This is a genomic window from Rugamonas rubra, assembly GCF_900114705.1.
GTDB lineage: Bacteria > Pseudomonadota > Gammaproteobacteria > Burkholderiales > Burkholderiaceae_D > Rugamonas > Rugamonas rubra.
Window position 1 is genome coordinate 130,972 of the sequence record NZ_FOTW01000004.1, and the last position, 25,636, is coordinate 156,607.

The 25,636-nt window shown below is 71.1% G+C and carries 27 protein-coding genes; 10 read left to right on the forward strand and 17 right to left on the reverse strand.

Annotation, left to right across the window (positions count from 1 at the left end; genetic code table 11):
• Positions 1-52 precede the first annotated feature (52 nt).
• Complete coding sequence (locus BM252_RS31535; protein ID WP_425442247.1) at positions 53-1,774, forward strand: glycine betaine ABC transporter substrate-binding protein; 1,722 nt, start codon at positions 53-55, stop codon at positions 1,772-1,774.
• A gap of 21 nt (positions 1,775-1,795) precedes the next feature.
• Here BM252_RS31535 and BM252_RS30795 read toward each other — a convergent pair whose 3' ends face one another.
• From BM252_RS30795 to BM252_RS00605, 3 genes are all read right to left on the reverse strand, one after another.
• Positions 1,796-1,972 (reverse strand): hypothetical protein, encoded by a 177-nt coding sequence (locus tag BM252_RS30795; RefSeq protein WP_174900372.1) that lies wholly within the window; start codon positions 1,970-1,972, stop codon positions 1,796-1,798.
• 547 nt (positions 1,973-2,519) lie between these two features.
• Complete coding sequence (locus BM252_RS00600) at positions 2,520-3,008, reverse strand: GNAT family N-acetyltransferase (RefSeq protein WP_093382206.1); 489 nt, start codon at positions 3,006-3,008, stop codon at positions 2,520-2,522.
• 4 nt (positions 3,009-3,012) lie between these two features.
• Positions 3,013-3,939 carry a DMT family transporter gene (locus BM252_RS00605; protein ID WP_093382209.1) on the reverse strand — a complete coding sequence of 309 codons (927 nt, stop codon included), beginning with the start codon at positions 3,937-3,939 and terminating at the stop codon, positions 3,013-3,015.
• 217 nt (positions 3,940-4,156) lie between these two features.
• Between BM252_RS00605 and BM252_RS31945 the strand changes: the two genes are divergently transcribed.
• Positions 4,157-4,291, forward strand: coding sequence for a hypothetical protein (locus tag BM252_RS31945; RefSeq protein WP_281249328.1), 135 nt, complete (start codon positions 4,157-4,159; stop codon positions 4,289-4,291).
• Positions 4,292-4,323: 32 nt separating this feature from the next.
• Here BM252_RS31945 and BM252_RS00610 read toward each other — a convergent pair whose 3' ends face one another.
• Positions 4,324-4,782 (reverse strand): outer membrane lipoprotein, encoded by a 459-nt coding sequence (locus tag BM252_RS00610; RefSeq protein WP_093382212.1) that lies wholly within the window; start codon positions 4,780-4,782, stop codon positions 4,324-4,326.
• A 138-nt stretch (positions 4,783-4,920) separates the two neighbouring features.
• Positions 4,921-5,358, reverse strand: a complete 438-nt coding sequence (locus BM252_RS00615) for an Mpo1 family 2-hydroxy fatty acid dioxygenase (protein WP_093382215.1) — start codon at positions 5,356-5,358, stop codon at positions 4,921-4,923.
• A gap of 453 nt (positions 5,359-5,811) precedes the next feature.
• Between BM252_RS00615 and BM252_RS00620 the strand changes: the two genes are divergently transcribed.
• Together BM252_RS00620 and BM252_RS00625 are read left to right on the forward strand one after the other, a co-directional pair.
• Positions 5,812-6,240: a molybdopterin cofactor-binding domain-containing protein gene (locus tag BM252_RS00620; protein ID WP_139236233.1), complete on the forward strand. Its 429-nt coding sequence runs from the start codon at positions 5,812-5,814 to the stop codon at positions 6,238-6,240.
• 50 nt (positions 6,241-6,290) lie between these two features.
• On the forward strand, positions 6,291-6,911 hold the full coding sequence (locus tag BM252_RS00625) for a DNA-deoxyinosine glycosylase (protein ID WP_093382221.1): 621 nt from the start codon (positions 6,291-6,293) through the stop codon (positions 6,909-6,911).
• Here BM252_RS00625 and BM252_RS00630 read toward each other — a convergent pair.
• From BM252_RS00630 to BM252_RS31540, 3 genes are all read right to left on the reverse strand, one after another.
• Positions 6,864-7,385, reverse strand: coding sequence for a Clp protease N-terminal domain-containing protein (locus BM252_RS00630; protein WP_093382224.1), 522 nt, complete (start codon positions 7,383-7,385; stop codon positions 6,864-6,866). The two genes, BM252_RS00625 and BM252_RS00630, sit on opposite strands and share 48 nt — an antisense overlap.
• Before the next feature lie 8 nt (positions 7,386-7,393).
• Entirely contained in the window at positions 7,394-7,618 is a 225-nt protein-coding gene (locus BM252_RS00635; RefSeq protein ID WP_093382226.1) for a helix-turn-helix domain-containing protein, read from the reverse strand.
• A gap of 122 nt (positions 7,619-7,740) precedes the next feature.
• Positions 7,741-9,606 carry a BACON domain-containing protein gene (locus BM252_RS31540; RefSeq protein WP_425442248.1) on the reverse strand — a complete coding sequence of 622 codons (1,866 nt, stop codon included), beginning with the start codon at positions 9,604-9,606 and terminating at the stop codon, positions 7,741-7,743.
• Between BM252_RS31540 and cas5 the strand changes: the two genes are divergently transcribed.
• Complete coding sequence (gene cas5 / locus BM252_RS32160; protein ID WP_425442249.1) at positions 9,545-9,787, forward strand: CRISPR-associated protein Cas5; 243 nt, start codon at positions 9,545-9,547, stop codon at positions 9,785-9,787. The genes BM252_RS31540 and cas5 overlap by 62 nt on opposite strands.
• 645 nt (positions 9,788-10,432) lie before the next feature.
• On the opposite strand, the gene BM252_RS00660 is transcribed toward cas5, so the two are convergent.
• The 5 genes from BM252_RS00660 to BM252_RS00680 form a co-directional block, all read right to left on the reverse strand.
• Positions 10,433-11,608, reverse strand: a complete 1,176-nt coding sequence (locus BM252_RS00660; RefSeq protein ID WP_245774017.1) for a tetratricopeptide repeat protein — start codon at positions 11,606-11,608, stop codon at positions 10,433-10,435.
• A 128-nt stretch (positions 11,609-11,736) separates the two neighbouring features.
• Complete coding sequence (locus BM252_RS00665; protein ID WP_093382241.1) at positions 11,737-12,936, reverse strand: DUF2863 family protein; 1,200 nt, start codon at positions 12,934-12,936, stop codon at positions 11,737-11,739.
• A gap of 38 nt (positions 12,937-12,974) precedes the next feature.
• Positions 12,975-13,841 carry an HDOD domain-containing protein gene (locus BM252_RS00670; protein WP_093383217.1) on the reverse strand — a complete coding sequence of 289 codons (867 nt, stop codon included), beginning with the start codon at positions 13,839-13,841 and terminating at the stop codon, positions 12,975-12,977.
• A 484-nt stretch (positions 13,842-14,325) separates the two neighbouring features.
• Positions 14,326-16,023 carry a methyl-accepting chemotaxis protein gene (locus BM252_RS00675; RefSeq protein WP_093382244.1) on the reverse strand — a complete coding sequence of 566 codons (1,698 nt, stop codon included), beginning with the start codon at positions 16,021-16,023 and terminating at the stop codon, positions 14,326-14,328.
• 66 nt (positions 16,024-16,089) lie between these two features.
• Positions 16,090-16,542, reverse strand: a complete 453-nt coding sequence (locus BM252_RS00680; protein WP_093382247.1) for a cache domain-containing protein — start codon at positions 16,540-16,542, stop codon at positions 16,090-16,092.
• 268 nt (positions 16,543-16,810) lie between these two features.
• Between BM252_RS00680 and BM252_RS00685 the strand changes: the two genes are divergently transcribed.
• The 4 genes from BM252_RS00685 (at position 16,811) to BM252_RS00700 (ending at position 21,384) form a co-directional block, all read left to right on the forward strand.
• Entirely contained in the window at positions 16,811-18,244 is a 1,434-nt protein-coding gene (locus BM252_RS00685) for a KamA family radical SAM protein (RefSeq protein WP_093382250.1), read from the forward strand.
• 2 nt (positions 18,245-18,246) lie between these two features.
• Entirely contained in the window at positions 18,247-19,536 is a 1,290-nt protein-coding gene (locus BM252_RS00690; RefSeq protein WP_245774018.1) for an MFS transporter, read from the forward strand.
• A gap of 69 nt (positions 19,537-19,605) precedes the next feature.
• Positions 19,606-20,457: a 2OG-Fe(II) oxygenase gene (locus BM252_RS00695; protein WP_093382253.1), complete on the forward strand. Its 852-nt coding sequence runs from the start codon at positions 19,606-19,608 to the stop codon at positions 20,455-20,457.
• 75 nt (positions 20,458-20,532) lie between these two features.
• Entirely contained in the window at positions 20,533-21,384 is an 852-nt protein-coding gene (locus tag BM252_RS00700) for a fumarylacetoacetate hydrolase family protein (RefSeq protein ID WP_093382256.1), read from the forward strand.
• Between the two features lie 195 nt (positions 21,385-21,579).
• On the opposite strand, the gene BM252_RS00705 is transcribed toward BM252_RS00700, so the two are convergent.
• Positions 21,580-22,911, reverse strand: a complete 1,332-nt coding sequence (locus tag BM252_RS00705) for an aspartate aminotransferase family protein (protein WP_093382259.1) — start codon at positions 22,909-22,911, stop codon at positions 21,580-21,582.
• Between the two features lie 120 nt (positions 22,912-23,031).
• Between BM252_RS00705 and BM252_RS00710 the strand changes: the two genes are divergently transcribed.
• The gene (locus tag BM252_RS00710) at positions 23,032-23,586 is read left to right on the forward strand and encodes a carboxymuconolactone decarboxylase family protein (RefSeq protein WP_093383223.1); all 555 of its coding nucleotides are present in this window, start codon (positions 23,032-23,034) and stop codon (positions 23,584-23,586) included.
• A gap of 85 nt (positions 23,587-23,671) precedes the next feature.
• On the opposite strand, the gene BM252_RS00715 is transcribed toward BM252_RS00710, so the two are convergent.
• From BM252_RS00715 to yjgA, 3 genes are read right to left on the reverse strand one after another with little or no spacing between them, the layout of a single operon-like run.
• Entirely contained in the window at positions 23,672-24,340 is a 669-nt protein-coding gene (locus BM252_RS00715; protein WP_093382262.1) for an alpha/beta hydrolase, read from the reverse strand.
• Positions 24,341-24,355: 15 nt separating this feature from the next.
• On the reverse strand, positions 24,356-25,012 hold the full coding sequence (gene mog, locus BM252_RS00720) for a molybdopterin adenylyltransferase (RefSeq protein WP_425442236.1): 657 nt from the start codon (positions 25,010-25,012) through the stop codon (positions 24,356-24,358).
• Positions 25,002-25,604 carry a ribosome biogenesis factor YjgA gene (gene yjgA / locus BM252_RS00725; RefSeq protein ID WP_093382265.1) on the reverse strand — a complete coding sequence of 201 codons (603 nt, stop codon included), beginning with the start codon at positions 25,602-25,604 and terminating at the stop codon, positions 25,002-25,004. Before yjgA ends, mog begins: the two co-directional genes overlap by 11 nt.
• Positions 25,605-25,636: the final 32 nt, after the last annotated feature.

Genomic DNA, 25,636 nt, shown 5'->3' on the forward strand with positions numbered 1-25,636 from the left:
GCTGGCGCAGGCCGCCTTGCTGGCGCTGCTCTGCCTGGCGTTGGATGCCGCCGTGGCCGCGCCGGCGGCGGTGTCCGCAGCAGCCGCGCCGGCCGCCGAGCGCCCGGCCGGCACGCTGCACATCGGCTCCAAGCGCTTCACCGAGTCCTACATCCTCGGCGAGCTGTTGACGCAGACGGCGGCGCCCCACGCGCGCAGCGAGCATCTGCCCGGACTGGGCAACACCGCCATCGTGCTGGCGGCCCTGCGCGCCGGCAAAATCGACGTCTACCCCGAATACCTCGGCACCATCGACCTGGAGATCCTCAAGCACAAGGACGCCACCCCGCTCGAGCAGATCCGCCGCGAGCTGGCGCCGTTCGGCCTGGGCGTGGCGGTGCCGCTGGGCTTCAACAACAGCTACGCGCTGGCCATGCGCGCCGACGCCGACGTGCGCACGCTGAGCGAACTGGCGGCGCGGCCGACGCTGCGCTTCGGCCTGTCGCACGAGTTCATCGGCCGCGCCGACGGCTGGCCCGGCCTGGTGCGGCGCTACGGCCTGCACCAGCACCCGTCCGGCCTCGACCACGGCATCGCCTACGAGGCGCTGGCGCGGCGCCAGGTCGACGTGATCGACATCTATTCGACCGACGCCAAGATCCGCCAATACGGCCTGCGCGTGCTGGACGACGACCGCCGGCACTTCCCGCGCTACGACGCCGTGCTGCTGTACCGGCTCGACGCGGCGACCCGCTTCCCGGCCGCCTGGCAGGCCCTGCGGCAACTGGAGGGGCGCATCAGCGCGGCCGACATGATCGGCATGAACGCCGCCGCCGAGATCGACGGCCAAAGCTTCGCCGCCGTCGCCCGCGCCTGGCTGGCGGCGCACCCGCCGGCCCGGCCCGGCCAAGGCGCGCCGCCGGCGGCCGAGCCCGTGTCGGGGTCAGGCACCGACACGAGCCCAGCCGTGGCCAAGTCCGGGAAGGGCGCCGGCGGCGGCACCGCTGTGCCCGCGTCGGGGTCAGGCACCGACACGAGCCCAGCCGTTGCATCGTCCGCGAAGGGCGCCGCCGGAGGCGCTGCCGCCACCGTGTCGGGGTCAGGCACCGACACGAGCTCTACCGTGGCCACGTCCGGGGCCGGCGCTGCCGCGCCGCGCGCCGGCCTGCTGGAGAAATTGTTCGATCGGGATTTGTGGCCGCTGACGCGCCAGCATCTGACCCTGGTCGCGCTGGCGGTGCTGCTGGCCTGCGCCGTCGGCGTGCCGCTGGGCGTGCTGGCGGCGTACCGGCCGCGACTGCGCCAGGCGGTGCTGGCGCTGGTCGGCGTGCTGCAGACGGTGCCCTCGCTGGCCCTGCTGGCCCTGTTGATACCGCTGCTGGGGATGATCGGCACGGCGCCGGCGCTGCTCGCGCTGTTCGTCTACGCGCTGCTGCCCATCGTGCGCAACACCTGCACCGGCCTGCTGCAGGTGCCGTCCGGCCTGCGCCTGGCGGCGATGGCGCTGGGCCTGCGCCCGCGCGACCGCCTGCTGCGCATCGAGCTGCCGCTGGCGCTGCCGGTGATCTTGGCCGGCGTCAAGACCGCCGCCGTGATGAGCGTGGGCACCGCCACCATCGCCGCCTTCATCGGCGCCGGCGGCTACGGCGAGCGCATCACCATCGGCCTGGCGCTGAACGACAACGACATGCTGCTGGCCGGCGCCATTCCGGCGGCCGTGCTGGCGCTGCTGACCCAGGGCGTGTTCGAACTGGCCGAGCGCCTGCTGGGCCGCGCGCCGTCCGCCCTGGCCTAGCGCCGACACCGCCCGCTCCGCTCACAGCGAATGCAGCTTGGTGCGCACCTCGATGACTTCGCGGTGCAGGATGCGTTCGGCGTGGAAATCGTTCTCGCGCTGGGCGGCGATGGCCTGTAGGTCGCGCGTGTAGCGGTCCAGCCGCGAGCGCAGATAGGCCTTGTAGACGATGGTGGCAAGTGGCGACAGCTTGGTCATGATGGCTCTCCCGGACGTTTTGGCTTCGTCCATTCTGCGAGGGCGCCGGTGCTTCATTTTGCGCTGAATCAATGGACGTTCCGAAAGCGGAGTTGTCGGGATTCATCGGCGGAGTGGCGCGCCGCACCTTTGTGCCAGCGCAAAGCGCCCGCCGCGCCAGATGTCATCCTGTTCTTTTGGTCCGCGCCGACGGCGCTTTGCAAAGGAGGGTAATCGCATGCTGGCAATCGCACTACTATCGGGGGCCGTCTTGGCGGCATGGGGATGGCGGCGGCGCGCTCGGCGCGCGGCGGAGTGCGCCGGTCCGCCGGAGCAGGTAGGCATGCATGGCGGCCTGGTGGCGCGGCGCCACTAGCGCGCCGCGCGCCCGAATGTAAGCAGCTGTCAGCGGGCGTAAGAAAATGTAAGGAGGCGGGTTTTTCAGCGACGGCGGCGCTATAGTGGGGCCGTTGATTCATCTCCCCTCCCACTGACAAGGGCTTACACCCACGAGGCGCCCGGCGCCCGTGGGGTTTTTTTTGTCCGCAGGTCGTGCCTAAGCGGCGCCTCAGGCGCGCGACAGCTGCGCCAGCGCGTCGCCGGTGACGCGGCAGATACGCCAATCCGGCAACAGTTCGGCGCCCACGCCCTGGTAGAAGCTGATGGCGTTGGCGTTCCAATCCAGCACCGACCATTCGAAGCGGCCGCAGTCGCGCTGCAAAGCCAGTTGCGCCAGCGCGGCCAGCATCTGCTTGCCGTAGCCCTTGCCCCGGCTGTCCTGCTTCACGTACAGATCCTCCAGATACAAGCCCTTGCGGCAAAGGAAGGTGGAGTAGTTGTGGAAAAACAGGGCGAAGGTGCGCACCGCGCCGTCGGCCTCGCCGACCAGGGCCTCGCAGGCCGGATGGGCGCCGAACAGGCTGTCGCGCAGCATCGCCTCGTTGCCCTCCATCATGTGCTCGAGTTTTTCGAATACGGCCAGTTCGTGGATCATGCCGAAGATGGCGGCCACGTCGTCCGGCTGGGCCGGGCGGATAGTCAGTTGCGATGCTGTCATGGGTCTACGCTGCGCTTTCAAGGTTGAGTTCGGCGGCCGCCGTCGGAGGGTCGGGCCGCAAGGCCCAGGCCACGCTGGACAGGCACAATACCATGCCGGCCAGCTCGACCAGACCGGGCCGGTAGTGTTCCAAGCGCATCGACAGCAGCACCGAGATCACCGGCGTGACGACGACGATGTAGACGGCCTTGTGCGCGCCGATGCGGTGGATTAAGGTGAAATAGGCGGCGAAGGCGATCACCGAGCCGAACACGGCCAGATACAGCAGGCCGCCCCAGTAGCGCGCCGAGTTCGGCAGCACGAAGGGCTGGCCCGTCAGCAGCGCCCAGGCGGCCACCATCAGCGCGCCCCACAGCATGGCCCAGGCCATGGTCAGCAGCACGTTGGCCGATTGCTCGCGCACCTTGACCACCAGCACGTTGCCGACCGAGCTGGCGAAGGTGGCCAGCAGCGCCAGACCCAGTCCCAGCAGGAAGTGGCCGCCGCCGTTGCCCAGCTCGCGCCAGGCCGACTCGAGCGCGCGCAGGAACAGCAGCACCACGCCGCACATCGCCAGCGCGGCGGCGCACCAGGTGCGCCAGGTCAGCGCGGTGCCGAAGGCCAGCCGGCTGCAGATCGGGTTCCAGAACACCATCAGCGCGAACAGCACGCCGACCATGCCGGAGACCAGGTATTGCTCGGAGCTGTAGGTGCAGATATAGCTGAGCGCGAAGGTGGCGCCGCCCTGCAGCAGCAGCCAGCGCTGTACGCGCCAGGGCAGCAACAGGCGGTCGCCGCGCAGGCGGCACCAGGCGAACAACACGGCGGCGGCCAGGCCGAAGCGGTAGGCCACCGAGACGGCGGGCGCGACCTCGCCCAGTTGCAAGGTGATGGCGAAAAAGGTCGAGCCCCAGATCAGGCAGGCGGTGAGGAAGAGGAGGGGAGATGACATCGCGCAAGTATACGGGAATACGCGAGATCGCGGGAGATCGCCGACTTTCGCGGTGCTAGCCCGGCGCTCGCCGTGGAAGTTTCTCGCAGACATCCGTATTGGCGTGCGCGCAACACCCGCCATTGACGCCGCGCAGGGGCGCGGGCGATCGCCGGAAAATTATTTAAATAATAAGTATTATGGGAAAACCAATGAATCTAAACGTGGAGCAAATACGATGTCTATCCAACTACGAATCCGGGTCGCCACCTTGTTGGCCCATGTGGTCATGAGCACGGCGCTGGTGGTGTTGCTGGCCGACGGAGCGGCGGCGTCGCTGCAGCCGGCCTTCCCGATCGCCGTGCACAATTGAGCCGGCGCGCGGCGCCGGCCCGATGCCGGGGCCTAGTGGGTGACGCGGGTCTTGCGGCCGTCCGACAGCAGGCGCACCCGCTCGCCGGCGCGGAAGGGTTCGTCGGCGTCCTGCACGATGGCGCGCAGGTCGCCGTTGTCGAGGCGCACGGTGATCTCGACGCCCTTGCCCTTGCTGATGTCCGATTCGACCTTGTTGCCGATCATGCCGCCGGCCACCGCGCCGACGATGCCGGTGGCGATCGAACCCCGCCCGCCACCCACCGCCGCGCCGGCCAGGCCGCCCAGCGCGGCGCCGCTCAGCGTGCCGGTGCCGGAATTGCCCTTGTCGATGGTCACCTCGCGCACCGATTCGACCGTGGCCATGCGCACGGTTTGTTCGTTCTGCGCCTGGCGCGCCGAGTAGACGCTGCCGGAATTGGGCGCGACGACGCAGCCGCTCAGGGTGGCGGCGATGGCGGTGATGAGGGTGAGGCTGAGCAGGGGTTTCATGCGGGACTCCAAAAGTTGAGGGGGAAGGGCGGTTGGCCCCGCTGTGCATGGCTTGCCAGCGGCGACTATTCCCAGCATAAAGTAATTTCGATTTGGCAAAACCGCAAAGTGGTAAGCATCTGTTACCGCGCCACAGGCTCAGTAGGCCAGGCGCAGGCGGCGGTACAGGAAGCTGAGCACGAACAGCGGGCCGATCAGCAAAAAGCGCAGGTCCTCGAGGAAGGACGGCTTCTTGCCCTCGATCTTGTGGCCGATGAACTGGCCGATCCAAGCCAGCACGAAGATGGTTAGCGACAGCGGCAGCACGGTGGCCGGCGGCAGCGCCGCCAGCAAGCCCAGCATCAGCGCCGACATCAGCAGCATGCCCAGCGCGAACGGTCGCGACAGGCGCGCGTAGTAAGCCAGCGCGGCCAGCACCACGGCCAGCGCCAGCAGCGCGTGCACGCTCCACAGCAGACCCAGCAGGGTGAACACGATCACCGGCACGCAGACGAAATGGATGATCTCGTTGGTCGGGTTCAGGTGGCTTTCGCGGTACTTGGCCAGCAGGGTGTCGATGGTGCGGGGGGCGGACATGGCGGTGGTCTCCGGCGGGATGGTTGGCGTGGGCGGACGCGGCTTGCCGATTCTACACCGGAACTTTCGGCGCGGGCGGCGCCAACGGGGCCGTTCAATCCCGCAGCAATCTATGTGACGAAATATGTGACGAAACCGGCGCGCAGGCGGGCGCGGGCAGGACGCCGCAGCCGATCCGCATGTTAGTCTTTTTGACATGGGATGTGGCGGTTTCTCGGCCACTTTTGCGCGGCGACTGGACAGGGTGGGACAGATGACAATGACGGCAATCAACGTGAATCGGCGGCGCGCCCTTGCGCAAGGCCGGCGCGCAGGCGCGCGCGGTGCTGATCGCCGCCGCCGCGCAGCAATGGCGGGTCGCGCCGCGGCAGTGCGACACCGAGGCCGGCTTCGTGCTGCACCCGTCGACCCGGCGGCGCCACCTTCGCCCGCAAGAGCCAGACGGCGGAACAGCTGGACGCCGAGTACGCGGCCGCGCTGGCCGGGGCGGTGCAACCCGCCGAGGCGGTGTACACCGTGCCCTTCCTGCACCACGCCACGATGGAGCCGATGAACGGCACCGCCCACGTGGTCGACGGGCGCGCCGAACTGTGGTTGCCGACGCAGAGCCAGGCCAGCACCCGCGCCCGCGTCGTCAAGGAACTGGGCTTGGCGGAGGAGCAGGTCACGCTGCACACCACGCTGGCCGGCGTGCCGGTGGGCTATTGGCGCTCGGTGGCCGCCTCGCAGAACTGCTTCGCCTACGAGGGTTTCATCGACGAGCTGGCCGCGCGCGCCAGGCTCGACCCGCTGGTCTACCGGCGCCGCCTGCTGGCGGGCCAGCCGCGCCACCTGCGCGTGCGCAGCCTGGCGCTGGCGCGGGAGGGCTACACGCTGCGGTAGAATGACGCCCATCCCCGCACAACCGCCGGCGCCCCGGCGCGCCCGACACCATGGCCACACCCACCGCATCCCCCGCCACCGCCACGGCCGAGCCGGCGCCGCGCAAACGCTGTTTCGACCCGGTCGTCGACCAGCGCACGCGCCTGCTGGTGCTGGGCAGCCTGCCGGGCGACCAGTCGCTGCTGCGCAACGAATACTACGGCAACCGGCAAAACCGCTTTTGGATGTTGATGTCTGAAGTGACCGGGCTTGATTTGGTGCCGATGGACTACCCGTCGCGTCTGCAAGCACTGCTGGCGAACGGTGTCGGTCTATGGGATGTGATCGCTGAGGCGGCGCGAGAGGGTAGCCTTGACAGTCGGATACGTGGCCGCGCCGACAACAATTTGCTCGGGCTGATTGCAGAACTACCAAACCTGAAGACGATCGCATTCAATGGTGGCACTGCGGCGCGGCTTGGCATGAAGGCGCTGGGCCAGCATGCGCAGCGTTATCGCATCGTGCCGTTGCCGTCGAGCAGCCCCGCCCACACCATTCCGTATGCCGAGAAACTGGAGTGCTGGGCCGCCCTGCGCCCGGCGCCGGCCGAAGTCGACGCGGCGCCAGGACCGTTTCGCGGCGCCCTAGGCGGCGGCCACGGCGGCGATCTCGGCGCGCGCGGCGCCGGCTAGCGCCGCCAGGTCGATGCCCATGGCGCGCAGCGCGCGCGGCGCCACGCCCTGTTGCGCCGCGCCCACGGCGATGACGTGGGCGCCCAACAGCGGCTCGGCGGCGCTGGCCCTGGGCCAATCGGCCAGCTGGCGCATCAGGCTTTGCACCGAGGGCTTGGCCTGGTACGGCCCCGGCTTGGGCGCCACGGCCGTGTCGGCCTGGCACAGCGCGTCCAACTGCGGCGAGGCCAGTCCGATGCCCCGCAGGGCGTCGCGATACTGCTGCGCGATGGCGTCGCGGAAGCGCTCCGGGTCGGCGCCGACGCGGGCGAAGGCCTGGCGCGCCGTGCCGTCGGGCAGCTCCAGCGCCGCCAGGATGAAGTGCTCCAGGCCGGCCTCGCTCTGGCCGTCGGCGTTGGCGTGTCGTTCGGCACCCTGGCACAGGGTCTTGATGGTACGCATGTCACGGAAACGTTGTCTCAGTCGGCTCAGCATGGCAACTCCTAGTCGGTGCGGGGTGGTGTGGGGCGGATGGCGGCGAGGCGCTTGTGCGCCGCCTGCTTGGACACGCCCAGCACCTCGGCCACGTCGGCCCAGGACCAGCCCTGGGCGATGGCGCGGGCGACGGCAAGGCGTTCGAGCTTGTCGGCCGCCCGGCGCAAGGCCAGCACGGCGGCCAGCGCCTCGGCGGGGTCGTCGGGGGAGGGGAGGGAGTCGAGTTCAAGCATGCGTCAATATTAGTTGACGCCGCCCGCCGTGTCAACCTATGTTGACGGCGATGCCGGCCGGCCGCCGCGCCGGAGCATGCCGGCCGCCCGGGCCGGCGCCACGAGGTGGACGCCGGCGCCGCTCACGGCCCGACCGGCAGGAACACCAGGGTGGCGTCGTCGACCAGGCCGATCAACATCAGGCCGTCGCCGGACACGGCCAGCTGGCGCGGCAGCAGGCGGCGCTGCGGCGGGGCCAGGCGGAACTGTTTGGCCGGCGCGCCGGCGGCGTCGTACTGCCAGACGTCGGTCGGGCTGCCGCCGATGGCGCCGGCGCAGTAGACGCGGCCGTCGCTGCCGACCTCGACGTTGTTGGGACGGGCCTGGAAGGCCGGCAGGTAGCTGAGCACGCTCAGGTCGAGCGGGTTGATCGCGACGCACTGGGCCGGCGTGCTGCTGGCCGTGTACAGGCGGGCGCCGTCGCGGCTGATGGCCAGGTCCTGGCCGTCGCTGTTGCCGCTGCGCAGGCCGCCGTACAGGCGGGCGATCAGCAGGTTGTTGGGCGAGGCGTCGGTGTAGTCGATGCCGTAGGACAGCAGCGTGTTGGTGCTGGCGCCCTCGTCCTGCAGGTAGAGCCGCTTGCCGTCGGCGGAGGCGCTCAGGTCGCCGGCCGGCAGCGCGATGCTGATCATGCGCACGGCGGTGATGGCGGTCATGGTGACGGTGCCGTCGTGTTGCAGTAGCATCTCGACGCCGTTTGGCCGGATCAGCTGCAGGCGCGAGGCGGCGCTGGCCGGGGTCGGCGTGGCGAAGCTGGTGACCTTGCCCAGCGTGGCCAGGTTGAACTGCTGGACGTTGCGGTTGAGCAGGTCGTAGACGAACAGGCTGGAACCGTTGGCGCTGACCGCCATCTGCCCCAGCGCGGTCGACTGGACGGCGATCGAGCCGGTCTTCTGCGCCGTGTAGACGTTGTAGATGTCGATCGCCGAGCTGCCGTTGTGCACGTACACCAGCGGCCGCACCGGGTCGGCCAGCAACTGGCTGTAGAACTGGTTGACGCTGCGGCTGGCGGCCGGCGCGGCGGCGCCCTTCCACAGCGCCACGGTGACGCTCTCGGGGGCGGCGACGTCGGCGTCGGCCGGCGTCAGCTTGACGGTGGCCAGGTTGATCGAGTTGGCCGCCAGGGCGGCCGGGTTGGCCGTCAGCGTCAGGTTGGCGCCGCTGACGGCGACGCCCAGCCAGGGCTGGTCGGAGACGGCGTTCCAGGCGGCGCCGTTGGCGTAGTTGTCGCTGACGGTCAGGGTGCGCGTCAGGCGCGACCATTCCGGCGTCGAGACCAGCGCCACACCGGTGTCGGACGGCAGCAGCTTGCGCTGGTCGCGCTTGACGCTGAGCACCAGCGGCGCCAGCAGGGTGTCGCCGTTGACCTTGGCGCTGAGGTTGATGGTGGCCGTTTGCGTGCCCAGCGGCAGCGCGGCGGTCTGCGCGGTGAAGGTCAGCGTGACCGGGTCGGCGCCGACGGCGCCACTGACGGCGTTGGCGCCGACCCATGCCGGCAGCGCCGAGGCGCTCCAGGGGAAGGTGTTGGCGCCGGTGTTGCTGTTCATCGCCAGCGACTGCGGGCTGAAGTCGCGGCCGTAGGGGCCGCCCAGGGTCAGGCTGGCCACGCTCAGCTTCAGGCTGGGCTTGAGCAGGGTCAGCTCGACCGGCACGGCGCGCGCCGTGCCGGGCGCCGTCAGCACCAGCTGGCCGGTGTATTTGCCGCTGGCCATGGTGTCGCTGCTGCCGACCGTCAGCGTGGTCTGGCCCGGCAGCAGGCCGGCGCTCGGCGTCACGCGCAGCCAGGCGCTGTCGCTGGCGGCGTTCCAGCGCGTGCCGGCGCCGCCGTCGAGGTCGAATTTGACGGCCTTCGGGGCGATCGTGGCGCCGTTGACGGCGCTGAAGAAGATGCCGCTGCTGTCGACGTGGAAGGCGCTCGGCAGCACCGTCAGCGAGGCCGCCAGCACCACCTTCTGGCCGTCGCTGGCGCTCAGCGTCAGCAGGGCGTCGTACCTGCCCTGGGCCAGGCCGGCCGGGTCGAACACCAGGCCGAGCGGGCCGCTGCCGCTGCCGCCGGCCTTGGCCGGCTTGAGCCAGGCGGCGCTGGCGCTGGCGCTCCAGCTGCGCCCGTCGGCCTGGATGGTCACGTAGATCGGCGCCGGCGGCAGGTCGCCGACCGGTACGCTGGCCGCCAGCGCGGCGTTGGGCGTGGCGCTGAACGGCGCCAGCTCGGCCGGCGCCACCTGGAAGGTGTACGGCAGCGCCATCGGCGAGCCGGGATACTGGGCGGCGCAGGCGCTGTCGCGGCACAGCTTGACGGTGAAGCTGCCGCTGTGGCCGCCGACGGCCAGCGTCGGCGCGGTGTGCAGCACGGCCAGGTAGTCGGTGGACGAACGCTGTTGCAGCTGGGCGTCGGGTAGGATGGCGCCGCTGGTGTCGATGATGAAGGCGAACACCTTGCCGTCGAAGTCGGCCGGCCGGTTGACGCTGGCGGCGACGCTGACGGTGCTCGACACGCCGGCCGTCAGCGCGGCGCTGACGCTGGCCGGGCTGAAGCTCAACGCCGCGCCGGCCGCCGGGGCGGGCGGGGTCGGCGCGCCGCCGCCGCCGCCGCCGCCGCCGCAGGCGGATAGCAATGTGATCAATAGGAGGGCGGGCCATTGTTTCAACATTGCGAGTTCCTTATAGGGGGCGGTGGTTCGGGGCTTGTAAAACACGTAACTAATTTCGCTATTGCAATATTATAGCAACAATACCCGCTCCGCCCGGCCGCGCCGCGCCCGCGCCGGCGGCCCGTCAAGGCCGCCCGCGCGGCCTGGCCCCGTAGGCCTTGATGCGGTCGAGCTTGGCGGTGTACAGGTCGTGGTCGCCGCGCGTCGTGCTGTTCTCCATGGCCAGCCGCATGTGGCGGTCGGCCTCGCCCAGCCGGCCCAGCTGGAAGCAGGCCAGCGCCATCCAGAAATGGAACTCGTGGTAGTCGGGCGAGCGCGCCAGCTCGCGGCCGAACAGTTCGCGCGCCCTGGCGTAGTCGCCCTGTTGCATGGCCAGTCGGCCCTGGTTGAAGAAGTGGAAGGGCGGATAGGGTTCCAGCTGCGCCAGGCGGGCCTCCAGCGGCGCCGCCTCGGCGGCGCGGTCCAGCTGGCGCAGCGACTGCGCCAGGTTGGACAGGTAGACGGTGTTGTCGGGCGCCCGCCGGTGGGCGTGGCGCAGCGCCTGCTCGGCCTCGGCGTGGCGGCCGGCGTGCTGGTAGACCACGCCCAGCGTGTTGTAGGCGTTGAGGAAGGCCGGGTCCCGCTCGAGCGCCCGGCGGACCCACCAGTAGGCGTCGTCGGTGCGCCCCTGCGCCAGCGACTCGGCGGCGCGGTTGTTCATGAACATGGCGACGATGGTGCGTTCCTCGAGCTGCTGGGCCTGCTGGCGGGCGCCGTCGGCCGGCGGCATGAAGTCGATGGTGAAGTAGTGCTGGTGGTCGTAGCCGATCTGGGTGTTGCCGCGCGGCTTGCCCAGCGTCAGGTTGACGTGGCCGCTGGCGATGTACAGCCGGCCGCTGCGGCTCCACGCCTCGTCCACCGGGATGCTCTGGTAGGTCACCGACAGGTCCATCTCGCGCGCCAGCGCGGCCGTCATGACCACCAGCGAGAGGCAGTTGCCGGCGCGCGCGGCGAAGGTCTGGGCGGCGTCGCGGGTCAGCGCCGAGTCGTACTCGAGCTTGAGCTTGTCCTTCTGGTAGAGGGCGTCGAACAGCGCCTGCTGCAGGCCCTTGCCGCGCCGCTGTTGCGCGATGTCGCGGGCGTAGCGCCGCATTTCCGGCGTCAGCGCGAAGATCTGCTCGGCGCCGATGGCCGGGTCGGCGGCGCCGAACAGGGCGTCGTGGAACAGCTCGCGCGGCGGCGCCGGCGGCGGCGCGCTGGCGCAGCCGGCCAGCAACATGGCGCACAACGCGGCGCCGAGCACTCCGGCACGAAGTTTCATGGCAAGCCTCCTTGCGGCGCTGGGGCGGACGCCGTGCCGCCGCGCCGGGCGGGGCCGGCGTCGAAACAGTATCCCCCGGTCGGCCCGGCGCTGTCAAACCGTGCTTGCGCCGCCACCGGCGGCGGTCGTCAGGACAGCGCGCGCAGCTCCTGCGGCCGGCCCTGGGCGTCGAAGCCGGGCGTGACCGACAGCTGGCTGACGCCGATGCTGGCCAGGGCGTCGGCGGCGTCGTCGACGGCGCCCTCCAGGTCGGCGCCCAGCTCGAGCGGCAGCTCGCCCTCGGCCAGCGCGGCGCCGTCCGCGCCCAGCAGCAGCACGCGCAGCGCGACGCGGTCGTCCAGCCCGGCCGGGCCGAGCACGGCGCGGCACTGCGCCGGCGCGGCGCCGGCCGCCTGCAGCGCCTGGTTGAGCGCGGCCAGCAGGCGCAGCGTGGCGTGCTCGGCCAGGCCCTGCTCCTTGGCGCCGAAGAACAGGTCCTGGTAGAGGAAGTTGAAGTCGAGCGCCTGCTGCTGGCCCATGCAGCGCTGCAGCAGCGGCGCCGCCAGCGCGGTCCACTGCTGGTAGCGCTGGGCGCGGGCGGCGAAGTGGGTGTCGGCCGCGTCCTCGTCGGCCGGCACCTGGTAGAACGGCTCGTCGGCCCGCTTCAGGGCGAAGCCGAGCAGGAAGCGCAGCTCGACGGCGCGGTCGGCCGGGCCGAAGGCGCTCGGGCTCCAGCCGCTCAGGCTGCGCTCGAGCGCCGGCGCCGGCAGCAGCTTCTTCTCGCTCATGGTGGCGGCCGCCTCGCGCACCATGGCGTTCAGCTCGCCGTAGGTGATGCGGTCGAACTCCTCGGCGTCGTAGGCGTGGCGCATCAGCACCACCTTGGCCTTGGGCGCCTCCAGGCCGGCGCTGGTGAAGCTGGCCACCAGCGCCTCGAAGGCGTCGGCGTCCTGGAAGTCGCGCGCCATGTCGAGCCCGCCGTCGCTGTGCACGAACAGCGGGATGGCGAAGGCGTTGACCTCCAGCGTGGGCGCGCCGTCGCGGCGCAGCAGCACGGTGGCGGCGGCCTCCTCGATGGTCTCGCGCAGCAGGCGGTAGGCGCCGATGTCCTCGTCGCGCGCCAGCTCGACGGCGCCGTACAGGGCCTCGTCCTTGTGCTGGTTGACCAGCTTGCGCACCAGCTTGTGGAATTCCTGCTCGTGCTCGCGCAGCTGGGCGTCGAGCGCCTCGCCGTCCTCGCGTTCGGCCAGCTCCAGCGCCAGTTGGCACAGGGCGTGGGCCTGTTGTTCGTTCTTTTCCTCGGGCGAGTCGGCGCTCTTGCGCGGCGCCGGGCGTTTATTCTTTGGCATGCTTGCTTTCGGTGGGGCGGGGCGGGCGGCGCCGCCGCTCAGTGTTCGTTGTGGAAGGTCTCGTGCAGCTCGTCGAGCAGGTCCTCGGTCTCGTCGGGCGACAGGGCCAGGTGGCGGCAGGCCAGCTCGCCGCCCTTGTCCCACTCCAGCGCCACGCTGTTGCTGTGGTAGCGCTGGATGCCCTTCTCGGCCAGCACCGACAGCGCCACCAGCGAGCGCACCGCGTCGTCGGTGGCCGGGTCGTCGAGCACGCGGTAGTCGTGGTGCAGCAGGATGGCCCAGGAGACGTCGGGCGACAGCCCCCAGTTGCGCGCCAGCAGGCAGCCGATGGCGGCGTGGTTGGTGTTGTGGCGCTCGTCCTCGACGCTGGTGAAGCAGCGCCGCGGATCGTTGCTGGCCGCCGCGAAGGTGTCGACATAGTCGGGGAAGCGGTTCATCAGCAGCGGCACGCCGATGTCGCAGAACAGGCCGAAGGTGTGGGCGATGTCGGGCGGGGCGATGCGCAGCTTGCGCGAGGTGAACACCAGGGCCTGGGCGCGGCGCGCCGAGACCTCCCAGAAATGGTTCAGCTGGGCCTCGTCGCCCTCGATCGCCTGGCGCGCCAGCAGGCCGGTGAGCAGGGCGGCGCACTGGTTGATGCCGAGGAAGTTGATGCCCTGTTCGACCGACTTGGCCTTGCGCGCGGCGCCGAAGAAGGGCGAGTTGGCCAGCTTGAGCAGGGCGCCGGACATGCCGACGTCGTTGCCGATGATGCGGGCGATCTGGCGCGGCGACGGGTCGGCCTGGGCCAGCTCGCGCTGCAGGTCGACCAGCAGGCTGGGCCGGGGAGGAATGCGGATCGAGCGCAGCAGGGCGTCTTCCACCGCATTTTCAACTGGCAAAGCTGGGGCTGCTACTGTCGTCATGGTGTCCGGGATGATCTCGATGGGCGGCCGCGCGCGGCGGCCCGGGCAAAACAGCACTATAACTTACCCGGCAGTCGAGTGCGCTGGATGTTGATGGAGATTATCGCCGTTGCGGCCGGCCGGCGCCGGCCGACTGGCGCGCGGACGCAACAAAAACGGCGCCGGCGGGGGCGCCGGCGCCCGCCGGGGCGGGGGGGGGGCGCGAATCGGCGGCGCGCACGCCGGGGCCGACGGGGACGCCGAGCCCCGGCAGCCCCCGCCCCCGGGGTCAGCCCCGGGGTCAGGCCCCGGGGTCAGGGCCCCGGGGTCAGGGCCCCGGGGTCAGTGCCGACATTCGGACACGATCTCAACCATTGTTCAAGCCCGCGAGGCTCTCTAATGCTGAGTCTGTGTCCGAATGTCGGCACTGACCCCGCCCATGCTGACCCCGCCCATGCGCCTATGCGCCGGCCAAGCCGCGCCGGGGGCGCTGGCGCCGGCCGGCTCAGGCCTGCTGGCGCCGGCCGGCCAGGCCCGGCCGCGGCGGCGCCGGCGCCCGCATCGGGCTGGCGCCGGCGCGCCGTTCGGCCGCCGCCTTGGCCTCCCTGGCCGCCTGGGCCCGGGCTTGGGCCGCCGCCGGCGCGCCGGCCGCCGTCGCCGGCTCGAGCTGGAACACCGCCACCGCGCCGCTCAGCTGGGCCGACTGCTCCTGCAGGCTGCCGGCGGCGGCGGCGGCCTGCTCGACCAGCGCGGCGTTCTGCTGGGTGACGTCGTCGATGCGCGCCACCGCCGAGTTGACCGCCGCGATGCCCTCGGCCTGCTCGGCGCTGGCGGCGCTGATGCGGCCGATGATGTCGTTGACCTGCTGCACCGAGGCGACGATCTCGCCCATCCGCTCGCCGGCCTGGTGCACCGAGGCGCTGCCGCTGTCGATGGTGCTGACCGAGGCGGCGATCAGGCCTTTGATCTCCTTGGCGGCGGCGGCCGAGCGCTGCGCCAGGGTGCGCACCTCGGAGGCGACCACGGCGAAGCCGCGGCCCTGCTCGCCGGCGCGCGCCGCCTCGACGGCGGCGTTCAAGGCCAGGATGTTGGTCTGGAAGGAGATGCCGTCGATCACCCCGATGATCTCGACGATCTTGCGCGAGCTGGCGCGGATCGAGTCCATCGTCAGCACCGCCTGGTCGACCGCCTGGCCGCCGCGGCCGGCCAGCTCGGAGGCGCTGGCGGCCAGCTGGCAGGCCTGGCGGGCGTGGCCGGCGTTGTCGCGCACCGCCGCCGTCAGGTGGTCCATCGCGCTGGCGGTCTGCTGCAGCGAGCCGGCCTGCAGCTCGGTGCGGCTCGACAGGTCGAGGTTGCCGCTGGCGATCTCGTGGGCCGCCGTGTCGATCGACTGCACCGCCTGCTGCACGCTGCACAGGGTGGCGTTGAGCTTGCCGATCGCCAGGTCCAGGCTGCGCGAGGTGTCGGCGATCTCGTCGCGGCCGGCGGCGCGCCGGCCCGGCGTCAGGCGGCCGTCGGCCAGGCTGAGCACGTTCTCGGCGATGGCGCGGATGTCGGCCAGCATGGCGCCGCGCACCCGCATGGTCAGCGCCATCGACAGCAGCACCGACAGCAGCACGGCGCCGGCCATGCTCAGGCCGAGGGCGTGGAACTCGGCCTTGGCCTCGGCGTGGGCGCGTTCGCTGAGCAGCTTCTCGAGCGCCTGCAGGCGCGCCAGCTCCTCGTTGAGGACGACGAACTGCTTCTCCGCCTTGGTCATCGAGTTGGTGGCGATCGACTGGTCCATCGCCGCCATCTCGATGGTGTCGAGCACCGCCTTGTGGTAGGCCGCCAGCGCGACGGCGGCCGCCTCGACGATCTTGCGCTCGGCCGGCTCGGCCACTTTGGCCAGGCCGGCCAGCTGGGCCTCGATGTCGGCGTGGCGCGCCTTGATCTGGCGCACCAGCGCGTCGACCCGGGGCTGGGCGAAGGCACCGTTGACCCAGGCCAGCAGTTGGTAGATGTTGGCGTGGGCGTGCTTGGCCTCGCCGCCGACGTCGGCCGCCGTCTTCAGGCGCGCCGCGCGCACCTGCACCAAGTTCTCCAGCGAGGCGTTCTGCCGCACCATGCCGTAGTAGGCGCAGCCGGCGGTGAGCACCAGCAGCAGCAGCACCAGGCCGGGCGCCAGCAATAGTTTGGGGCCGATCCGTAATTGTTTGAGCATGGTCACTCCCGCCGGGACGTCGATGTTGCGATGGAGGGTGGGCGGCGGCGCCGCCCCCCTTTGCGGCTATTTCTTGTAGATGCCGGCCTCGAGCACGACGTCGCCGACCCGCAGGATGTAGGTGGTCTTCGGCTCGATCTTGCCGCTGGTCGGGTTCTTGTACATGTAGTCGACCCAGCCCTTGCCCTTGCGCTGGGCCAGCTCGATGATCTCGCGGCGGTAGCGCTTGCCGCTGGCGTCGGGCACGTCGGTCAGGTCCTTGCCGATGATCGAGGGGTTGATCGGGTGGGCCAGCACGATGCCGCTGTGGACGTCGCGCATGTCGACATACAGCTCGCCCTGCAGGTAGTCGGGGTCCTTGGCGTTGATCTTCTTGATCATCTCGTCCTTGCCGTGCTCCTTGATGAAGGCGGCGCCGCGCTCGGCCATGGCGATGGCGTTCTTCTCGGTCGGCTCCAGCACGGCCGCCGCCGGGCCCAGGGTCAGGCACAGCAGGGTGCCGGTCAACAAGCGTTTCATCTCGATTTCCTTTGGTGGGGTGGAGGATGGGCGCGGGAAAGTTGCCCATGCGCATGACGTACTCTACCCCGCCGGGCGAAGCGGGGATTGCGCTAGCGCAAGCGGGCGCCCGGCTGGCGCGCCGGCGTGGCGCGCCAGCCTCGGTTTGCACGGCGCACGTGTTCCGCTCCGCAACTTTTTCGCTGTCTGTTGATATGCGGCAATCCGTCGCGCCGCTCCGGTTCTAGCATGAAAGTCCCGCCGCTTTTACCCCGATTGGAGAACCGCGATGCAAGCCGCCCCCGCCGCCGACAAATTCAAGCCCTACATCCGCCAGACCATCGCGCAGTCGCGCCAGTGGGACAGCATTCCGCCCGAGTTGCAGGAGGCGGTGCAGGTGGTCTCCCACGTGCTGCCGTTCCGCACCAACGCCTACGTGATGGACCAGCTGATCGACTGGGGGCGGGTGCCCGACGACCCGATCTTCCGCCTCACCTTCCCGCACCGCGACATGCTGCCGGCCCACGAGTACGCCCAGCTGCGCGAGCTGGTGCTGGGGCCGGGCCCGGCCGACCAGGCCCGCCTGCAGCAGCTGGTGCGGCAGATCCGCCTGCGCATGAACCCGCACCCGGCCGGCCAGATGAGCCACAACGTGCCGCGCGTCAACGACGCGCCGCTGCGCGGCCTGCAGCACAAGTACAAGGAGACCGTGCTGTTCTTCCCCAGCGCCGGCCAGACCTGCCACGCCTACTGCACCTTCTGTTTCCGCTGGCCGCAGTTCGTCGGCATGGACGACATGAAGTTCGACGCCAAGGAGTCGCACGAGCTGGCCGCCTACCTGCGCGGCAAGCCCGACGTCACCGACGTGCTGCTCACCGGCGGCGACCCCTTGATCATGAACACCCGCCAGCTGGCCGCCTACATCGAGCCGCTGCTGGCGCCCGAGCTGGGCCACATCCAGAACATCCGCATCGGCACCAAGTCGGTGGCCTACTGGCCGCAGCGCTTCGTCAGCGACCGCGACGCCGACGACCTGCTGCGCCTGTTCGAGAAGGTCGTCGCGGCCGGCAAGAACATGGCCATCATGGGCCACTACAACCACGCCGTCGAACTGCGCGGCGCGCTGGCCCAGCAGGCCGTCAAGCGCATCGTCGCCACCGGCGCCACACTGCGCATGCAGGGCCCCTTGATCCGCCACATCAACGAGGACCCGGCCAGCTGGGCCGAGCTGTGGCGCACCGGCGTGCGCCTCGGCGCCATCCCCTACTACATGTTCGTCGAGCGCGACACCGGCCCGCGCGAGTACTTCGGCCTGCCGCTGGCGCGCGCCCACGAGATCTTCCAGGCCGCCTACCAGATGGTGTCGGGCCTGGCGCGCACCGTGCGCGGCCCGTCGATGAGCGCCTTCCCCGGCAAGGTGGTGATCGACGGCATCGCCACGGTGGGCGGCGAGAAGGTCTTCGCCCTGCAGTTCCTGCAGGCCCGCAACGCCGACTGGGTGCGCAAGCCCTTCTACGCCAAGTTCGACCCGCTGGCCACCTGGATGGACGAGCTGCGCCCGGCCTTCGGCAAGGACAAGTTCTTCTTCGAGAGCGAGGCCGGCTGGCACGACGAGCTGGCCGGCCAGGCGCCGCCGCGCAAGGTGATCCCGCTGACCCCGGCGCTGCAGGCGCACGGCGAGGCGGCCGCCGGCCCGGGCCCCGGCCACAGCAACGCGGCCTAGCCATGGACGCCCCCGCGCGCGCGCCCCGGCCGATGTCGGGGGCGGCCCTGTTCGGCCTACTGTTCCTGCCCTACGCCCTGGGCCACTTCCTGTCCTGCATGATGCGCACCGTCAACGCCATCCTGGTGCCCCAGCTGACGGCCGAGCTGGCGCTGACGCCGGCCCAACTGGGCCTGCTCAGCAGCGTCTTCTACTTCGCCTTCGCGCTGGCCCAGCTGCCGGTCGGCGTCGCCCTCGATCGCTGGGGGCCGCGCCGGGTGCAGCCGCCGATGCTGCTGCTGGCGGCGCTCGGCGCGCTGGCCTTCGCCCACGGCGGCGGCTACGCCGAGCTGCTGTGCGCGCGCGGCCTGATCGGCCTGGGCCTGGGCGGCTGCTTCATGTCCGCCGTCAAGGCCATCTCGACCTGGATCGCGCCGGCCCGCCTGCCCACCGTGCACGGTTGCCTGATCGCCGTCGGCGGCCTGGGCGCCGCCGCCGCCACCGTGCCGGTGCGCCTGGCGCTGCGCCACACCGACTGGCACGGCCTGTTCGTCGTGCTGGCCGGCGCCGCCGCCGCGCTGGCGCTGCTGATCCATGTCGCCACGCCGGCCGCGCCGGCGCCGCCGCCGCGGCGCCGCGCGCCCGGCCTGCGCGGCCTGGGCCAGGTCTACCGCCACCCGGCCTTCCGCGACACCGCCGCCCTGATGCTGGTGCCGCACATGGTGTTCTTCGGCGTCCAGGGCCTGTGGATCGGCCGCTGGCTGAGCGAGGCGGCGCGCTGCAGCGAGGCCGAGACGGCCCAGCTGCTGTACTACGGCATGGCCGCCATCGTCGTCGGCGCCGTGCTGGTCGGCCTGCTCACCGAGTGGGCCGGGCGGCGCGGCGTGGCCCCGCTCGACGTCGCCGCCGCCGGCGTCGCCCTGTTCCTGCTGGTGCAACTGGGGCTGGCCTGCAACTACGCGCCGCTGCAGCGCCCGCTGGCCGTGCTGTTCACCCTGGTCGGCACCGTCACCGGCATCGAATACACCATCATCGCCCAGCGCATGCCGGCCGGCCTGACCGGCCGCGCCGCCACCTGCCTGAACCTGCTGATCTTCCTCGGCGCCTTCGCCGTCCAGGCCGGCTTCGGCCTGGTGCTGGACTGGTGGCCGGCCGGCGCCGGCCAGGGCCATCCGGCCGCCGCCTACCAGCTCGCCTTCGGCCTGCTGCTGGCGTTGCAACTGCCCGGCCTGCTGCGCTTCCTGGCGCTGCGCCGTGGCGGGGGCGCCGCTTCCGGTAGAATGGCTTGTCGGCCGCCGCGCGCCGCCCTCTGAGCCCGCCGCCGCCGGCGCGGCGGGGCGGGCGCCGGCGGCCCCGTCCCCCCCCCCCTTCGACCAGCCGCCATGACCGACCCGCTCTCCGCCTTCACCGCCCTGCCGCCCGACTGGCGGGCCTGGGTGCGCGACAACCTGGCGCGCGCCTGCCTGCCTGCCGACATGGTCGACAGCATGGTGCGCTCCGGCCAGTACAGCGCTGAGGCGGCGCGCGCCGCCATCGCCCAGGCGCCCGGCTGCCCGGCCGGCGCCTTCGCCGCCGCGCCGGCGCAGCCCTACATCGACACCGGCGCCGCCGCCCCGGACGGCCCGGGCGGGCGCGCCGTCGAGCTGTTGTTCGCGCTGCGCGACCCCGCCGTGGTGTTGCTCGGCGGCGTGCTCGACGACGCCGAGTGCGCCGCCCTGCGGCAGCACTGCGACGGCCGCTACAGCCGCTCCACCGTCACCGCCGAGGACGACGGCGCCAGCGCCGTGCACCAGGGCCGCACCAGCGACATGGCCTTCATCGCGCGCGGCGACTGCGCCGTGGCCGACCGCGTCGAGCGCCGCCTGGCCGCGCTGGCGCACTGGCCGGTCGAGCGCGGCGAACCGTTCCAGCTGCAGCGCTACGGCATCGGCAACGAGTACCGCGCCCACTTCGACTGGCTCAACCCGGACGCCGCCGGCCACCGCGCCCATTTGGCGCGCGGCGGCCAGCGCCTGGCCACCTTCATCCTCTACCTGAGCGAGGTCGAGCAGGGCGGCGCCACCGTCTTCCCCAAGCTGGGCCTGGAGGTCTTCCCGCGCAAGGGCAGCGCGCTGTTCTTCCTCAACACCGACGCCGCCGGCCGGCCCGACCCGCGCACCCTGCACGCCGGCGCGCCGGTGCTGGCCGGCTGCAAGGTGATCGCCAACAAGTGGCTGCGCGCCGGCGACTACTAGCGGCCGGCCGGCCCGCCGCCGGCGAGGCCATCGGTTAGAATGGCGCACCCCCCGCAATCGTCACCAAGGATACGTATGAGACTCGTTCGCTATGGCCGTCCCGGCAAAGAAAAACCAGGCCTGATCGATGATGAAGGCAAGCTGCGCGACCTGTCCGGTGTGCTCGCCGACATCGACGCCGCCACGCTGTCCGACAAGGCGCTGCGCAAGCTGGCCAAGGTCGCCACCGCCAGCCTGCCGCTGGTGCGCGGCACGCCGCGCTTCGGCGTGCCGGTGGCCGGCATCGGCAAGTTCATCGGCATCGGCCTGAACTACGCCGACCACGCCGCCGAGGCCGGCCTCGAGGCGCCCAAGGAGCCGATCGTGTTCATGAAGGCGATCAGCTGCCTGAACGGCCCGGACGACGCCATCGTGCTGCCCAAGGGTTCGAAGAAGACCGACTGGGAGGTCGAACTGGGCGTGGTGATCGGCACCCGCGCGCAGTACGTCAGCGAGGCGGACGCGCTGAATTATGTCGCCGGCTACTGCGTCGTCAACGACCTGTCCGAGCGCTCCTTCCAGCTCGAGCGCGGCCCGCAGTGGGACAAGGGCAAGGGCTGCGACACCTTCGGCCCGGTCGGCCCCTGGCTGGTCACCCGCGACGAGGTGCCCGACGTGCAGCGCCTCGACCTGTACCTGGAAGTGAACGGCAAGCGCATGCAGACCGGCAGCACCGAGACCATGATCTTCACGGTGGCGCAGATCGTCAGCTACCTGTCGCAGTTCATGACCCTGGAGCCGGGCGACGTCATCGCCACCGGCACGCCGCCCGGCGTGGGCGCCGGCCGCAAGCCGCAGCGCTTCCTGAAGAAGGGCGACACCCTGCGCGCCGGCATCGCCGGCCTGGGCGAGCAGCAGCAGGACGTGCTCGCCTGGCAGGCCAAATAAGGCCGCGCCGGCCGCCGGCCGGCTAGCCAGCATTAACTAGCAGCAACGACAACGGACCCGCGCGGGTCCGTTTTTCTACCCCGCAGCCCGATACGCCACGGGGTCTGACCCCGCAAGGGGTCAGACCCCTTCGCCCCCGGGTTAAGGCCGGCGCCCCGGCGATCCACGGGGACACCGTTGGCCGGCCGCGCCGCCTCAACCCGGCTCGGCCAGCGCCGCGTCCAGCGCCTCGCCCAGCCGGCCGACGATCTCGCCCAGCTCGGCCTGGCTGACGATGAACGGCGGCGCCAGCAGGATGTGGTCGCCGCGCTCGCCGTCGACCGTGCCGCCCATCGGGTAGACCATCAAGCCGCGCGCCATGGCCTGCCGCTTGATGCGCGCGTGCAGCTGCAGCGCCGGCGCGAACGGCGCCTTGCCGGCGCGCTCGCGCACCAGCTCCAGGCCCAGCAGCAGGCCGCGGCCGCGGATGTCGCCGACGTGGGGGTGCGCGCCGAAGGCCTCGTCCAGCAGCGCGCGCAGCTGCGCGCCACGGCGCGCCGCCTGCGCCACCAGGGCGTCGCGGCGCAGCACCCGCTGCACCGCCAGCGCCGCCGCCGCCGCCACCGGGTGGCTGCCGTAGGTGTGGCCGTGCTGGAAGGCGCCGCTGCCCTCGCGCAGCGTGGCCACCAGCGGCGCGCGCGCCAGCAGCGCGCCGATCGGCTGGTAGCCGCCGCCCAGCCCCTTGCCCAGCGCCACCAGGTCGGCCACCACGCCGTCCTGCTCGAGCGCGTGCAGGGTGCCGGTGCGGCCCATGCCGCACATCACCTCGTCGGCGATGAACAGGATGTCGTGCTTGTCGCACAGCGCCCGCACGCCCTTGAAGTAGCCGGCCGTCGGCGGGATCGCGCCGCCGGTGGCGCCGACCACCGGCTCGGCGCAAAAGCCGATCACCCGGCGCGGCCCGGCGGCGATGATGCAGGCCTCCAGCTCGGCCAGCAGGCCGGCCGTGTAGTCGGCCTCGCTCTGGCCGGGCGCCTGTTCGCGCCAGGCGTAGCAGGGCGCCACCCGCGCCACGTCGATCAGCAGCGGGGCGAAGTGGCGCCGGCGCTGCGCGTTGCCGCCCAGCGCCAGCGCGCCCAGCGTGTTGCCGTGGTAGCTCTGCCGCCGGGCGATGAAGATGCCGCGTTGCGCCTCGCCGCGCTCGACGTAGTACTGGCGCGCCAGCTTGAGCGCCGCCTCGATCGCCTCCGAGCCGCCGGAGGTCAGGTAGACGTGGTCGAGGTCGCCCGGCGCCTCGGCCGCCAACAGCGCCGCCAGCTGCTCGGCCGCCTCGGTGGTGAAAAAGCCGCTGTGGGCGTAGGCGGCGCGCTCGATCTGCGCGTGCATCGCCGCCAGCACGTCGGGATGGCCATGGCCCAGCGAGGAGACGGCGGCGCCGCCGCTGGCGTCCAGGTAGCGGCGGCCCTGGTTGTCGTCGATGTAGACGCCGCTGGCGCCGACGGCGACCGGCGGCCGCTGGCCAAGATGGCGATGGATCAGATGGCTCATGGTGTCCTTGCGGGAAAAAAGTGACGGGGTGTCCGCAAACGATAAGCGCGGCGCGCTTGTGCTCTGTTGATTTTCCCCCGACTATGGGCAAATAGTTTCCCCACCAAAAGGATGTCCATGATGCAGGATAGACTAGGCCCGATTCCCTTCGCCCAGATGAGCGCGCTGCAACAACTGGCCGCCCAGGCCGTCATCGACGGCCCGCGCGGCGCCCTTTACGGCCCCTTCGTGCCGCTGATCCGCAGCCCCGAGCTGATGGAGAGCGCGCAGAAGATGGGCGCCTATTTGCGCTACCGCAGCGCCATCGGCCTGCGCCTGAGCGAGCTGGCCATCCTGGTCACGGCGCGGCAGTGGAGCCAGCAGGTCGAATGGGCCATCCACGCCCCCATCGCCGCCGAGCAGGGCATCGCCGCCGACGTCATCGACGCCATCGCGGCGCGCCGGCGGCCCGCCATCATGGGCGCCGACGAGGCGCTGGTGCACGACTTCTGCGTCGAGCTGCACGAAAGCAAGCGGGTCGGCGACGCCACCTACGCGGCGGCGCTGGCGCGCTTCGGCGAGCACGGCGTGATGGACTTGATCGGCATCAACGGCTACTACACCCTGCTGGCGATGGTGATGAACGTGGCCCAGACGGCGGTGCCGGCCTCGCCCGCCGCGCCGCTGCCGGAGTAGGACGCCGCGGCGCTAGATGCAAAAATCCCCGGACCGGCCGGGGATTTTTCGAGGTCGATGCCGGCCTTGGCCGGCGCGGTGCCGCCTACAGCAGCACGCGCTTGAGCCAGGCGCCGATGTGCGCCACTTCCTCCTGGCACACCGAGTGCTGCATCGGGTACTCGTGCCATTCGACCTGGTAGCCGAGCTGCTTGAGCAGGTCGCGCGACTGTTCGGCGCGTTCCACTGGAATCACCGGGTCCATGCGGCCGTGCACCATGAAGATCGGCGTGGCCAGGCTGGCCGCCGTGTGCTCCTTGATGGCCAAGTCGGCGATCGGCACGTAGCCGGACAGGCACATCATGCCGGCCAGTTTTTCCGTTTGGCGCAGGCCGGTCTGCAAGGTCATTGCGCAGCCCTGTGAGAAGCCGGCCAGGATGATGCGGTCGAGCGGAATGCCGCGCGCCACTTCGCGCGCGATCAGCGCCTCGACCTTGACCTGCGAGGCGCGCAGGCCGGCCTCGTCCTCGTGCCGACCCAGGTCGTTGGCGACGATGTCGTACCACGAGCGCATCACGTAGCCGCCGTTGATGGTGACGGGCATGGTGTCGGCGTTGGGGAAGACGAAGCGGATGGCCGGCAGGCCGCGCAGGTCCAGTTCGCGCACCATCGGCACGAAGTCGTTGGCGTCGGCGCCCAGGCCGTGCATCCAGATGATGGCGGCGGCCGGGTTCGGCGCCGATTCGATGTCGATGGTTTGCAGCAAAGTGCTCATTCGTTTCCTAGCGATTCAGGCGGCGGGCGGACGCAGCGCCGACTTGGGCCGGAACGTCTTGCTCACCGCTGGGTTGGTTTCCATGTAGGGGCCGCCGATCAGGTCGACGCAATACGGCACGGCGGCGAAGATGCCGCCCACGACCAGCTTGCCGTCGGCGTCGCGCAGGCCCTCGAGGGTTTCCTTGATGGCCTTCGGCTGGCCGGGCAGGTTCATGATCAGGGCGGCGTGGTCGGCCGTCTCGCGGATCACCGCCAGCTGGCGCGACAGGATCGCGGTCGGCACGAAGTGCAGGCTGATTTGTCGCATCTGCTCGCCGAAGCCGGGCATCTCCTTGGTGCCGACGGCCAGCGTGGCCTCCGGCGTGACGTCGCGCCGCGCCGGGCCGGTGCCGCCGGTGGTCAACACCAGGTGGCAGCGCGCCGTGTCGACCAGCTCGACCAGCGTCGCCTCGATCTGCGCGCGCTCGTCGGGGATCAGCCGCGTCTCGATGCGGAACGGCGTGCTCAGCGCGGCCGCCAGCCAGTCCTGCAGGGCCGGGATGCCCTGGTCCTGGTAGACGCCGCCGCTGGCGCGGTCCGACACCGACACCAGGCCGATCACCAGTTCCGCCTCGCCGGCGCCGTTGCCGGCGCCGTGACTCGGGCTGTTACCCGGGCTGTTACTCGTCATCTTCTTCGTCGTCCAGCTCGGCGGCGGCGTCGGCCGCCTTCGCCTTGGTCTTCTTCGCCTCGATCTGCTTGAGGATCTGGAAGATCTCGCGGTAGGCCTTCGGCGGCTTGCTCTCGGCCTGCTCTTTGCGGGCGTTGCGGATCAGGGTGCGCAGGTGTTGCGCGTCCAGCTCCGGGTTTTCCGCCAACAGGGTGGTCAGCACCTTGTCGTCGGTCAGCAGCTTCTCGCGGCGCCGCTCCAGCGCGTGCATGGCGTTGGTGTCGGCCTTGGACAAACCCTTCCAGCTGTCGATCGCCTGTTGGATCGCCGCCACTTCGGCCTCGTCCAAGGTGCGCATCTTCTTGCCGACGTATTGCAGCTGGCGGCGGCGGCCTTCGTGGTTGGTGATCAGCTGGCACTCGAGGATGGCGTCGCGCACGTCCTCCGGCATCGGCACCCGCTTGACGCGGTCGCGCGGCTCGGCGATCAGCGCCGCGCCCAGTTCCTGCAGGGCGTTGACCTGGCGCTTCATTTCGGATTTTGACGGGCGTTCGTATTCCTGCTCGAACTCGGATGATTGGAAGCCGCAAGCGCCCCGGTTTGGATTTGGCATATTATTAACTCCAGGTTTAGCGCGAGGCCGCC